This is a genomic window from uncultured Thiocystis sp., from assembly GCF_903866365.1.
Lineage (GTDB): Bacteria > Pseudomonadota > Gammaproteobacteria > Chromatiales > Chromatiaceae > Chromatium.
This window is the reverse complement of sequence record NZ_CAIPNF010000022.1, coordinates 1-11958: the sequence shown is the minus strand read 5'-3', so window position 1 is coordinate 11958 and position 11958 is coordinate 1. Positions and strand designations below refer to the sequence as shown.

The 11958-nt window shown below is 60.4% G+C and carries 11 protein-coding genes and 1 pseudogene; 11 read left to right on the top strand and 1 reads right to left on the bottom strand.

The window, feature by feature from the left end; all coding sequences use genetic code 11:
• Window positions 1-205: 205 nt before the first annotated feature.
• Genes QZY07_RS01065 through dndD form a run of 9 tightly spaced genes read left to right on the top strand, consistent with a single transcriptional unit; the run spans window position 206 to window position 9162 of the window.
• On the top strand, window positions 206-3007 hold the full coding sequence (locus QZY07_RS01065) for an N-6 DNA methylase (protein ID WP_295399119.1): 2802 nt from the start codon (window positions 206-208) through the stop codon (window positions 3005-3007).
• Window positions 3007-4386 (top strand): hypothetical protein, encoded by a 1380-nt coding sequence (locus tag QZY07_RS01060; RefSeq protein WP_295399117.1) that lies wholly within the window; start codon window positions 3007-3009, stop codon window positions 4384-4386. The genes QZY07_RS01065 and QZY07_RS01060 overlap by 1 nt, the downstream gene beginning before the upstream one ends.
• Window positions 4383-4913, top strand: a complete 531-nt coding sequence (locus QZY07_RS01055; protein ID WP_295399115.1) for a zeta toxin family protein — start codon at window positions 4383-4385, stop codon at window positions 4911-4913. Before QZY07_RS01060 ends, QZY07_RS01055 begins: the two co-directional genes overlap by 4 nt.
• A complete protein-coding gene (locus QZY07_RS01050; protein WP_295399113.1) occupies window positions 4910-5116 on the top strand; it encodes a hypothetical protein in 207 nt (68 codons plus the stop codon). The genes QZY07_RS01055 and QZY07_RS01050 overlap by 4 nt, the downstream gene beginning before the upstream one ends.
• Window positions 5103-5321, top strand: coding sequence for a hypothetical protein (locus QZY07_RS01045; RefSeq protein WP_295399111.1), 219 nt, complete (start codon window positions 5103-5105; stop codon window positions 5319-5321). The genes QZY07_RS01050 and QZY07_RS01045 overlap by 14 nt, the downstream gene beginning before the upstream one ends.
• On the top strand, window positions 5321-5629 hold the full coding sequence (locus QZY07_RS01040) for a nucleotidyltransferase domain-containing protein (protein ID WP_295399109.1): 309 nt from the start codon (window positions 5321-5323) through the stop codon (window positions 5627-5629). Before QZY07_RS01045 ends, QZY07_RS01040 begins: the two co-directional genes overlap by 1 nt.
• A 51-nt stretch (window positions 5630-5680) precedes the next feature.
• A complete protein-coding gene (locus QZY07_RS01035) occupies window positions 5681-6715 on the top strand; it encodes a virulence RhuM family protein (RefSeq protein WP_295399107.1) in 1035 nt (344 codons plus the stop codon).
• 12 nt (window positions 6716-6727) lie between these two features.
• On the top strand, window positions 6728-6922 hold the full coding sequence (locus QZY07_RS01030; protein ID WP_295399105.1) for a DNA modification system-associated small protein: 195 nt from the start codon (window positions 6728-6730) through the stop codon (window positions 6920-6922).
• Window positions 6919-9162, top strand: a complete 2244-nt coding sequence (dndD, locus tag QZY07_RS01025; protein WP_295399103.1) for a DNA sulfur modification protein DndD — start codon at window positions 6919-6921, stop codon at window positions 9160-9162. The genes QZY07_RS01030 and dndD overlap by 4 nt, the downstream gene beginning before the upstream one ends.
• Here the strand turns inward: dndD and QZY07_RS01020 are convergent.
• Window positions 9104-11170 carry a M1 family aminopeptidase gene (locus QZY07_RS01020; RefSeq protein WP_295399101.1) on the bottom strand — a complete coding sequence of 689 codons (2067 nt, stop codon included), beginning with the start codon at window positions 11168-11170 and terminating at the stop codon, window positions 9104-9106. The genes dndD and QZY07_RS01020 overlap by 59 nt on opposite strands.
• 32 nt (window positions 11171-11202) lie before the next feature.
• Between QZY07_RS01020 and QZY07_RS01015 the strand changes: the two genes are divergently transcribed.
• Together QZY07_RS01015 and QZY07_RS01005 are read left to right on the top strand one after the other, a co-directional pair.
• Entirely contained in the window at window positions 11203-11598 is a 396-nt protein-coding gene (locus QZY07_RS01015) for a DUF29 family protein (RefSeq protein ID WP_295399099.1), read from the top strand.
• Window positions 11599-11698: 100 nt separating this feature from the next.
• A pseudogene (locus tag QZY07_RS01005) lies at window positions 11699-11958 on the top strand (iron-regulated protein); the annotation flags it as partial.

Sequence of the window (11958 nt, the reverse complement as noted above, 5' to 3'; positions counted from 1 at the left end):
CTGGAAACACCAGGGCGCCAAGATTGTCTTGAGCCTGCGCGCGCTCGTGCAATCCACGGGGCGCTGGACGCAGTTCTGGGACAAGATCGATCAGTTTGGTGCTCGGCCCTGTTAGGATACATTATCGAAAGGCACCACCCCCTGGATTGACCCTGAGCACCCGCGAATCGTGGAAAGACAGGGGCCTTGAGGCGGACGACACCCAATGAACGGACAAGTCACCATGCAGACCAAGGAAATCATCGACAGGATCTTCAAGGAGCCCGGCATCCAGTACGAGTTGACCGAGTTCGAGAGCCTCGGCAAGCCCATTCACGAGATCCTCGCGATCTATCCGAAGGTCGTCGCCACCGGGAAGGATGCGGGGAAAACCAAGTATTTCCTGAAGAGCTTCATCCCCTTTTCCTCCGGGGCCGAGGAGGTCCAGGTCTATGTCGAGGGCGGCAAGTCGGCGCCGGAGGAGATCGTTCGCCAGCTCTGGGTCTACAAGCTGATCCATCAGTACGGCTATTCACCGGACCAGATCGACCTGGAAAAGAGCGTTCAGTTCGGCACCGAGATCGGCACCAAGTCGGCGGACATCATCGTCTACACCGACGCGACCAAGACCACGCCTAAGATCATCATCGAATGCAAGCGGCCCAAGCGGAAGGACGGCATCGAGCAGCTCAAGAGCTACATGAACGCCAAGGGCGCGCCGGTCGCCGTCTGGTCCAATGGGGCTGACAACATCATTCTCTATCGGCCTTATCCGAACGACTACGACGATACCCTCTTCGATCTTCCCAAGCGGGATCAATCACCGGCGGATGTGGTAGCGGCGAAGAAGACGCTGTTGCAGCTCAAGCAGGATTTCAAATTTAAGAAGATCATCCAGGATCTGGAAGAGCTGGTCCTGGCGGACAGCGGCAAGGACGAATTCAACGAAATTTTCAAGCTCATCTTCGCCAAGATCTGGGACGAGAAAGAGGCGCAGGAGCACCGCAAGGACAAGACGGTCGAGTTCGGCAAGGTCACGGCCCGGCGGATCATCAACGGGGAGGAGAAGCTGGTCGTCGATTCCGATCTGACCTTCGATCGGATCAACAGCCTCTTTCACAAAGCCTGTGACGAATGGCCCGGCATCTTCAAGCTGGGCGAGGACATCGAGCTGGCCAAGCGCCATCTTCAGGTCTGCGTCGGCCCCATCGAGGGCGTGCGCCTCATGGGTTCCAACCTGCGCATCATGGACGATGCCTTTGAATACCTGCTTCCCACCGAGGCTAAGAAGAAGAAGGGCCAGTTCTTCACCCCGCGTCATGTGGTCGAGATGTGCGTGCGCATGCTCAACCCGAAGCGCACCGAGTATGTGATGGATCCCGCCTGCGGGTCCGGGGGATTTCTGCTGCACGCCATGGACTGGTGTTATCCCGCCCATGACAACGATCAGCGCGAACTGCGCAAGCACCGCTATGCGTCCAAATACCTCTGGGGGATCGACTTCGAGCAGCGCGCCGCCAAGACCTCGCGCGCCCTGATGCTGATTGCCGGCGATGGTCACACCAATATCTTCGGCCCCGATGTCAGCAGTCTCGATCCACGGACCTGGTATGACAACGCCTCGGGACAGGCCCTGATGCAGGGTCTGCGGCAAGCCAGACTCACCGCCAAGCCCATTCCCGACCACGAAACCCTGACCGACGAGGACAAAGCCTGGGAATATTTCGACGCGCTCAAGTTCGACCTGATCCTCGCCAATCCGCCCTTCGCGGGGGAGATGAAGGATCGCCGGATGCTGACGCGCTATGAGCTGGCCAAGCCAGCCCTCAAACGTGCGGGAGACGATAAGGCCCCCAAGGAAGAGCGCGATGTCCTCTTCATCGAGCGCATCCTCAAGATGCTCAAGCCCGGCGGACGCGCGGCCATCGTGTTGCCGCAGGGCAAATTCAACAACTCCTCGCTCGCCTTCATCCGCGAGTGGATCCTGAAGAAGGCCCGGCTGCTGGCGGTGGTCGGGCTGCACCCCAACACCTTCAAGCCACACACCGGCACCAAGACCTCGGTGCTCTTCGTGCAGAAATACACCCAGGACCAGCTCGACCGAATCGCCCAGGTCCACGACCAGGTCGCGGTCGCCTGTCCGGATTACGCGGCCGACATCAGGATGCTGCTGGCCGCCCACGCAGCCGCCGCCGACGTGCCGGAGGACGTCATCCCCGAGGCGGTGGCGGATCTGATCGCCGAGACCTTCAGCGAACCCGAGACCGATGAAGTCACCAACGGCAACGGGGAGGAGGCGGACGACAGCGAGGACGCCGAGACAGCCAGCGCCGATGAGGACCGCGTCGCGCTCGCCGAGGAGCGGCTGAACGACCTCAGGGCCGCGCTGCTGAAGGCCAAACAGCGGTTGATGGATCTGGAGAGCGACCGCGAGGCATTGGAACTGCGGAAAGACCAGGAGATCGACGCCATCAGTTCAAGCTGGAGCGGCGAGAAGGGTGAGCTTCGCTCGCGCGTGAAGGAGGTCAGGCAAGGCTATCAGGTGAGCCTGAAGGTGCTGAAGGAGCGACACAAGGCCGCCCAGAAACCCATCAAGGCCGAGATCAAGACATTGGAGACCCGTATCCCCCAGGCCGAGCGCGATCTGAAACAGCTCACCAATCGCGGCCGGCTGGAACTGATCCTGGCCGACGACGACCTGATCGGTACCCTCAAGGAACGCTGGATCGCCGCCGAGGTCTCCAAGCAGCTCGACTACCCCATCTTCATGGCCGTCAGCGAGCGCGGGGGTAAGAACAACTCCGGCGATTATGAATACATGCTCGACGCGGACGGCGGCCTGATCGACTTTCCGGACGGACACCCGCAGGAAGGGCAGTTGGTCGTCAATCAGGATCTGGTGAACTACGACTTGCGGGCGGAAGACCTGACCGATGCGAGCCAGATTCCGGATGAGCAGCTTTGCGTGGCAGAGGCGTTTGTTCGGTTTGCGCAGGACCAGGAGTTCAGCTTTTGGGGAGCCGAGTGATGGCAGTTTGGAGTGTGGCTACCCACCGATCACTTCTGGCGCATGGGCGCACTGATGCCGAATTTTTTCAGCCTGGGTTCTTGGAAGCGGAAGCGATGCTTTCGTGTGTTGATACGAATGTGGTTGCTCGCCATTTCGAAATCTCTGATGGAAACCATTTGGAAGTATCACGGTGGTTTACTGACGAGGGTGGTGCCGTACCTTATTACCGTGGGCAAGACCTCAATGGTTTCTTTCTTGAAAATTCCACGCCAGTTCAAATCCCGAGAAACATCTACGATCGAGCAAATATGCATCGATCGCATTTTTTGCCAGAAGACGTTTTGATTTGCATCGTCGGTGCAAGTACCGGAACGATTTCTGTCGTCACGTCAAATACGATTCCTTGCACGGGCAGTTGCAAAATTGGAATTGTCAGGCGACAACTCGGGGGGCTGGTTGACCCGTTATTTTTAGCCGCGTTTCTACTTGGAAAGTTTGGACAGTATCAAATAGCTCGGCATTCTCGGGGCACTGCACAGGGCGGTTTAATTCTAAAAGACATTTTCAAGTTACTTGTACCCGTCCTGCCGGAAGTCGAGCAACAGTTGATTCGAAGATTAATCGGTAACGCACTATCGCTAAACAATCAGGCAATTAATTTTTATTCCGATGCCGAACAGGTGTTTGAGTCAGAACTCGGCCTGGGCAAGCTGACATTCCAGAAGCCGATTGGTTACTCAGCACGCTTCAGTACCGTTGGCTGGTCGGAAACCTTCTCGGCCGGTCGCGTCGATGCCCAATGCTTCGCCCCAGATGCCTTGTTCTACGAAAGCTGGCTTCATACACATGCTCAGTGCGATCACCTTGGTAAGCTGTTGTGCAGCACAGAGAAGGGTCGCCAACAGGCTGATAGTGCCTGCGGATCGACTGACTATTGCAGCATCAAACATATCAACGCTCGGGAAATCGTTGATGCATCCAAGTGTTTTCCCAAAGCCGATACGCCGATGGCGGGATTGGACGACCTTCTGCTCGCAATCACCGGCGCCACGATTGGAAAAGTCGGCATCGTAAAGCGCTATGAGCGGCTGGCTTTCTCAGGGGATTTGCTCTGCCTGCGCACAAGCGAATCGGTCGATCCACATTACCTTTTGCTCGTGCTCGATCACAAGATTGGACAAGTGCAATTCAATCGCTGGATTACCGGTTCGACCAATGGGCATCTGGCGCCAAGAGACGCTGCTCGTGTGTTGGTTCCGCGACTGAGCAACGAGACTGAAGGCCAGATTGCTGAGTTGGTAAAAAGCTCGCTCTCCAAACGGAATGAGTCAGAGCAACTCCTCGAACAAGCCAAATCCCGCGTCGAGCAACTCATCGAAGAGGCCGCGCGGAGATGACCGACCGGCCCGAGCGGAAGATCCTGATCATTGCCGGACCGAACGGGGCCGGCAAGACGACCTTTGCCGAGGAGTTCCTGCCCAATGAGGCCGCCTGTCCGACCTTCATCAATGCCGATCTGATCGCGGCGGGTCTTTCGCCCTTCGCTCCCGATCTCGCGGCGATCAAGGCGGGTCGCCTGATGCTCGCCGAGATCGCCCGCCATGTGCGGCGCGGCGACAGCTTTGCTTTTGAAACCACCCTCAGCGGTCGGCGTTATGCCCGCCAGATCCCCCGGTGGCGTGCATCGGGCTACCGGGTCAAGCTCTACTTCCTGCGATTGGACTCGCCCGAGATGGCGATCAGCCGCGTCCAGCAGCGGGTCGCCTTGGGCGGACATGCCGTGGCCGATACGGTCGTGCGTCGTCGCTACGAGTCCGGTTGGCGCAATTTCACTGGTGTCTATCGCCCGCTCGTCGACGAATGGGCGCTCTACGACAACACGGGCTCCCAACCGCAACTGCTCGAAGAAGGAGTCAATCCATGACCGACCCTCAAACACCGGCTGTCCCGCGCGAACGCGATCCCGATCTGGTCAATGCCGAAATCGCCCTTCAGCGCGCCGCCCTGCGCGCCCGCGAAAAGGCGTGGCGCCATGGCGTCCCGGTGGTCTATTCCGAGGACGGGGTCATCAAGTACGAGTATCCGCCAACGACGAATGAATCGAGAGACGAGCATGCTTCGACATAAAGGCGGTCTCGCCATTCCAGCATCGGGTGATGTGGCGCGGATTTGCGAGGACGAGGAAGGTGCCGCGCTCGCTGCCCGGTTCCGGGATCTGTTCAAGGACACCCAGGCGTTGCCGGGAGCCGCGATGCTTACGGATGCCGAGATCGCCGCAGAGGTCGACGCCGTGCGGGATGGGCGACTCGCTCAGGTTCCGGGAACCTCATGATGCACCCCGTGATCGCTGCCCACCGCTCCGCCATCGCCGATGTCTGCCAACGCTACCAGGTTGCGCGGCTGGAGGTTTTCGGCTCCGCCGCGCGCGGCACGGATTTCGATCCCGAGCGCAGCGATGCCGACTTCCTCGTGGAGTTCGCGCCCGATGCGCAGGCCGATCTGGGCGGCTGGTTCAGCGTCCAAACCGAGCTGGAACGCCTGCTCGGGCGTGGCATCGATCCAGTGGAATACCGGGCCGTGCGCAACCCCTACGTGCGTGCCGACATCGAACGGACGCGGGAGCTGATCTATGCCGCGTGACGTGGAATCCTGCGTCCGGCATCTCTTGATCGAGATTTGGGAGGATGCACGATGAAGAAGGACCAGCCACCTGACGACGACGCCAGGGGCCAGTTCCTGGTCTACGCGGCCGAGGACGGGCACATCAAGATCGACGTGCGGTTGGCGGATGAGACCGTCTGGTTGACGCAGCCGCTCATGGCCGATCTGTTCCAGACGACACAACAGAACATTAGCCAGCACATCCGCAACGTCTACGAAGAGGGAGAATTAGTCCCGGAGGCAACCAACAAGAAATTCTTGTTGGTTCGGCAGGAAGGCGGTCGAGATATCCGGCGCAACCTCGACCACTACAACCTCGACATGATCATCTCGGTCGGCTACCGGGTGAAGAGCCATGTGGCGACTCGCTTCCGGATCTGGGCGACGCAGCTGCTGAAGGAATACATCATCAAGGGCTTCGTGCTGGACGACGAACGGCTGCGGAACCCGGACCAGCCCTTCGACTATTTCGAGGAGCTGACCCGCCGCATCCAGGACATTCGCACCTCGGAGCGGCGTTTCTATCAGAAGATCACCGACATCTACGCCACCAGCATCGATTACGATCCAACACTGGACATCAGCATCCGCTTTTTCCAGACGGTGCAGAACAAGATGCACTGGGCCATCACCGGCCAGACCGCCGCCGAGATCGTCCACACTCGCGCCGATGCCGACCAGCCCAACATGGGCCTGACCAACTGGCGCGGAGCCAAGGTCCGCAAGCAGGACGTGGGCATCGCCAAGAGCTATCTGACCGAAGACGAGTTGGCGGCACTGAACAACCTGGTCGAGCAATATCTGATCTTCGCCGAGGGCCAGGCCATGCGCCGCATTCCCATGCATATGGGCGACTGGCTCGCCAAGCTCGACGCCTTTCTGAACATCAACGACCGGGAGATCCTGACCCATGCCGGCAAGATCTCGCACCAGATGGCGCAGCATCGGGCGGAAGACGAGTACGAGAAATTCCGCCAACGGCGGATCGCCGAGCAAGATCGAGCCGGTAATGACTTCGACAAGCTGATCGAACACCTGCCCGCCGGTAAGCCCACTCGCAAATAGGGAGAAGCCTTCATGACATTGGCCGATGACGACCGGCAACTGTTGCGGGAACTGTGCGAACAGCACGGTGTGAGTCTGGACAAGGTGCTCAAGCTGCTGGAGACCGTGCGCGAGTACGAGCTGAAGGACCGCCGCACCGGGGTTTACGATGCGCTGCGCGAGATTCTCAAGAGCAAGCCTTCGGATGGCAGGGATGGCGCGCGATGAAATTCCGCAAGCTGACCATCGAGAACTACAAGTCCTTCCAGTTCCCGACCGAAATCGTGTTTCCGGTGGGCGGGGATGGTCGCAGCATCTTCCTGATCGGCGGGATGAACGGGGCGGGCAAGACCTCGATCATGGAGGCGGTGACCTACTGCCTCTACGGCGGCAAGGCGGAGGACATCCATCGCAATATCAACCGGCGCGAGAAGGCCAAGGGCAATGCCAACGTGGCCTTCGAGCTGGTCATGGAGATGGATGACGGCGCGGAGTTGGTGGTCAAGCGCGCCTGGACGGCGGGCGCGGTCAGCGAGCCGCGTCCGCGCGACCTGACCGAGCGGTTGGTGGTGGTGCGCGACGGCAAACGGGTGTCGGTGCAGAATCAGGAGCTGTGGCAGGACTTCATCCGCGCGGCGATCCCGCCGGGCATCACCCAGTTTTTCTTTTTCGACGGCGAGAAGATCCAGGAGATCGCGGCGGATGACCATTCCGAGGTGCGCCTGAAGACCTCGCTGGAAGCCGCGCTGGGCATCCAGTACATCAACCGTCTGGCGAGCGACATCCTCTATATCAAGCAGGACGAGCGGAAAGGCTTTGTCGAGATCTCCGACGAGGATCTGGATTTCAAACAGAGCGAGCTGAAGCGCGAGAAGAGCAAGCTGGCGCGCAAGCACAAGGAGCGTGACGATCTGAAGATGGAGCTGGACGGCTTCAAGGCGCAGTTGGACGAGGCCAGAAAGCGCTTCGAAGCGGCCTTTCAGATCGCTCCAGAGTCGCGCGAGGCGCTGCGTGAGCAGGAGAAGAAGCGCGTCTTTGCCGCGAACCGGTTGGCGCAGGTGGAAAGCGAGATTCGCGCGCTCTCCGAAAAGGCGCTGCCCTTCAGTCTCGCGGGCAAGCTGTTCGACGGCATCCGACGTCAAATCGAGACGGAGCGGGAGTCGGCCAGCGGCGAGGCGATCCGCGAGCATGCGGCCGACTTGGCCGGGCGCATCGTGCGGGTGGTCGAGGAACCAGAGCCGATCTTCACTGAAACGCTTTCCGCCGAACGCATGGCCGAGCTGGAGCGGCGCATCTACCGGCTGCTCAAGGAAGGCGATCCGGCGGCGGATGCCGTCAAGATCCTGGATCTGTCGGATCGCGAGGCAGCACGGGTTCTGAATCGCATGGAGTCGCTGGAGAACAGCGATGTCTTCCTGATCAAGCCGTTACTTGAAGAGGCGAGCGGCCTCAAGACGCAGATCCAGCAGCTTGAAGGCATGAGCCAGGTCGGCATTCTGACACCGACCGAGCGGGATCTGTTCGAGGAGCTACAGGGCACCATGGAAAGCGGTTCGACCCAGATCGGGCGCAAGACCGAGCATCTCCGGCTGGTCGAGGAGGAGAGTCTCGGGCTCGACAAGCGCATCCGCGACATCGAGCTGGAGATCGAGAAGCTCTATGAAAAGCACCATGTCTCGAAGGAGAAGGCGGACTTCATCGGTGAGTGCGACAACATTGCCAGCGTCCTGAATCAGTTCGTCGTGCGTCTGCGCAAGAACAAGGTGCATCTGCTCCAGGAGAAGACCTTCGAGATGTACCGACTGCTTTCCAGCCGCAGCGGGTTGATCAAGGACATCACCATCGACGACAAGACCTACGAGATCAAGATCACCGACCGCAACGGACACGAGATCCGCAAGTCCGCCCTCTCGGCGGGGGAAAAGGAGGTCTTCGCCGTGTCGCTCCTCTGGGGGCTGGCGCAAACCAGCGAGCTGAAGCTGCCGATCATCATCGATACGCCGCTCTCGCGCCTGGACAGTACGCACCGCGACAACATCGTGAACAACTATTTTCCCAACGCGGGCGAGCAGGTGATCATTCTTTCGACCGACACCGAGGTCGACAGCAACTGCCGGATCGGTGCAGGACATTCTTGGGTGCGGCGCCAGGACCGCCAGGGATCTTCAGACCGAAATCGCGCGTCTGGAACCCTGGCAGGTGATCACGCGCAGTCCGGAGAAGACGGAAGAGTTCGTGAAATTCACGGCGGAGGCGTTCTAGTAAGAGTTACGCATGACCGTGCGAGGATACGATTGAGTATGACCTTTGCGAACACATCCAGGAGCGACGTCAACTGGATTTGCGGATCTCGCTTGGACTTGGTCCGGCTTGGGCAGCGCCTCGTTTCATCCCTGAACGGAGGATGCTTTACTCACGCAAGAACCAATGAACAAGCGCCGAATCGCCCGAGGGCCATTGCCCCTTGAGCTGGTTCATCGCCTCGGGGCCGGTGAAGGTCAGATAGCTGTATTTGCCATAATGCGGCAGTTTGCGGGCGAGCGCGGGTAGGGCGGCGGCATCGTTGCTCGCCAGCCAGGCCAGCGGTTGATTGCCGCGCCAGCGGGTCAGGGCCAGGCTGGCCGAGCCATCCAGGGCGGTGTCTCCGAGTTGAAGATGACGCGCGGCGATGTCGAGCGCGAAATCGGGCGCCTCTGTCGCAAAGCTCCCGAGATGACGATTTTCCCATCCCAGCAACCAGACGGGCAGGTCATCCGGTAGTTCGGAGACCTCGCGATCCAATTGGAGACGCCACCCCGGATGACCCTGTCGCCAGTTTTCGGCAAGTTGTCGATAGGCGTCCTGGAGCGGCGCTGGCGCGGCGGACGGCAGCAGGATCAGCCCCCGGTCCGCGCCGAAGAGATTGCCGAGCGTGACCGGCGTTTCGCCGGGGAGCAGGTCGCGGAAGACATCGAAGTCCGGGTCGACGGCAAGCCGTTCCGGCGCCGATGCCAGCGTAATTTCAAAGGGGGTCGATCGTTCATGGCTCGCGACGATCAGCGTCATCGGATCGCTCGCGGACCGGTGGATGACGACCGGAACCTGAAGCGGGAAGGGGGCCGCCAACTGGATTTGCTCGATCTGGCCGGTGATCCGGTATTCCTCGCCGCTCGGGGTGAGCCGAACATCCGTCAGTGCGAGTCGCGGCGCGCCGGGCCGGGTTGTCCAGGCCGAGAAAAAGGGTCGCAGATCGCGCGCGCTGACTGCCTCGAAGGCGTGTTGCAGATCGGCATAATTGGCCGCGCGCAGCCGGTTCTCCGCATAAAAGCGGCGCAGACCCTGGTTGAACATCTCGTCGCCGAGCTGCTTCCTGAGCATGTGAAAAAACATCGCACCCTTGCCGTAGCCGATCGCCTGCGAGGCCGATCCATGGCGTCCGCGGAACTCGGTCAGCGGATAATCCTTGCCGTCGCGTACAGTGTCCGCGAAGCTTTTGAGCGTATCGCGACGGTACTCGGCGCCCTGTCCGACCCGCTCCTTCATCCAGTGATCCGCCAGATAGTTGGTCAGCCCCTCGCTCCAGTTGCCGCTTGCATAATCGACATAGACCCCATTGCCCCACCAGTTGTGCAGGATCTCGTGCGGATAGGAGGTATCGACGATGAAGGGCAGACGGATCACGCTCGGTCCCAGCAGGGTGAAGGACGGCATGCCGTAACCGGTCTCCCAGAAGTTCTCGACCAGGGCGAATTTCGCGAAGGGGTAAGGGCCGATGAGGTCCGAGTAGAGCGCGACATACTTGGCGGTCGCGTCCAGATAGGTCCGGGCCAGGGCGTCGTCGGGACGACGCAGATAGACCTGGGCCTCGAAACCCTCGGCTGGTTCGCGATAGAGTCGAAAGGGCGCGGCGATCAGATAGATGTCATCCTGGGGCTGGGTCTCGGACCAGGTGGACAGTCCGGTCTCCGGCGCGCCCGGACCGGCGCCTTGAGACACCGCCGTCCAACCCTCGGGAAGCCGTACCTGGAGTCGAAAGGTTTGCAGCCGGCCGGGGATGCGCGGATACCAGCCGCTGTTGCCGTCGAGAAAGACGCCGTTGGAGTCGATGGTGCCGAGCGACCACTGGCGCGCGCGGCCCATGCCCTCGTCGATGCGTTCCAGGTCGTGCCGGATGCGCCCGCCATAGCTCAGGGTGACGGGGCCGGGCGTGTGACGGCGCAGACGATAACGGGTCAGGTGCTCGACATTGCCCGCCGGATTCAGTTCGGCATCGCCCTCGATCACCTTTGGGTCAAGTCCGGCGTGCAGCAGCAACAGCCACTCGCTTTCGCCGTCTGGAAGCCCCATCTGATCCCGAACTCTCAGCGTGCCTGACGGGGGATCGATCTGGACATCCAGTGTGTGCTCGATCAACGGCGACGAGGCCAGCGTGATGGTTGGGGTCAGGATCATGAAGGCGATGGCAAAGGCGGTGGCGAGGGAGAGCGGCTGAGGCATGGGATATCGACTCCAAGGATGTTCTGTGGTTGATGGATTCGCTTATTCCAAAGGCGATCCCGGATGGCGAACCGATGTCGGTTGGCCGGTACGACGATCACGACTCAATTGCGCCCGTGTTGTTCCGAAAACCACCCTTGGACCCGGCGCGGATGATCGCCGCGGTAACATCGCTCGCTGTTCTTCCCGTTGGGGATGGTCTTCAGGAAAGGTTATTGATGACTGAACTCAGCACACTCTATCGAACCGATTACTCCGCCTTGGCGCAACGCAACGCCGAACTGCTGCGCTCCGGGCGCTACGCTGAATTGGATGTGGAACATTTATTGGAGGAACTCAGCGACATGGGCAAGAGCGAAGGAGACCGGTCTTTCGCCGGAGACCTTTCCGATGGAATGTCCTTACCCGGCGGCGCGAATCCTCGATGACGATTATTATCCCGATTCACGAGAGGGCCTAGGGCGGCATGACTGACCCCTCTGGAGCGCCCTTGCGCAAACCGCGATTTCACACCACCGGGGGAACTCGATGTCATATCCGTCTCCATCCATCCTGACCGGCGCGCCGCTGCTTCTGTTCTGCGCACTCGCGCTCGCCCAATCCGCCGCGACCGGGCCGGTCGCTCAGCCTCCGGTATCGACCGGGATGCCGGACACCGCGAGCCGGGTGCTGGATCTCTCGTCGCTCACCGACATGGACGCACTGCTGGATCGACTCACCGACCGCCGGGTGATTTTCGTGGGCGAAAATCATGAACGCTACGAAGACCATCTGAATCAGTTGGCTGT

Bases quoted from the DNA above. Each gene is read 5' to 3' on its own strand.
- QZY07_RS01065 (WP_295399119.1), top strand. From the start codon at position 206: ATGAACGGACAAGTCACCATGCAGACCAAGGAAATCATCGACAGGATC.
- QZY07_RS01060 (WP_295399117.1), top strand. From the start codon at position 3,007: ATGGCAGTTTGGAGTGTGGCTACCCACCGATCACTTCTGGCGCATGGG.
- QZY07_RS01055 (WP_295399115.1), top strand. From the start codon at position 4,383: ATGACCGACCGGCCCGAGCGGAAGATCCTGATCATTGCCGGACCGAAC.
- QZY07_RS01050 (WP_295399113.1), top strand. From the start codon at position 4,910: ATGACCGACCCTCAAACACCGGCTGTCCCGCGCGAACGCGATCCCGAT.
- QZY07_RS01045 (WP_295399111.1), top strand. From the start codon at position 5,103: ATGCTTCGACATAAAGGCGGTCTCGCCATTCCAGCATCGGGTGATGTG.
- QZY07_RS01040 (WP_295399109.1), top strand. From the start codon at position 5,321: ATGCACCCCGTGATCGCTGCCCACCGCTCCGCCATCGCCGATGTCTGC.
- QZY07_RS01035 (WP_295399107.1), top strand. From the start codon at position 5,681: ATGAAGAAGGACCAGCCACCTGACGACGACGCCAGGGGCCAGTTCCTG.
- QZY07_RS01030 (WP_295399105.1), top strand. From the start codon at position 6,728: ATGACATTGGCCGATGACGACCGGCAACTGTTGCGGGAACTGTGCGAA.
- dndD (WP_295399103.1), top strand. From the start codon at position 6,919: ATGAAATTCCGCAAGCTGACCATCGAGAACTACAAGTCCTTCCAGTTC.
- QZY07_RS01020 (WP_295399101.1), bottom strand. From the start codon at position 11,170: ATGCCTCAGCCGCTCTCCCTCGCCACCGCCTTTGCCATCGCCTTCATG.
- QZY07_RS01015 (WP_295399099.1), top strand. From the start codon at position 11,203: ATGGATTCGCTTATTCCAAAGGCGATCCCGGATGGCGAACCGATGTCG.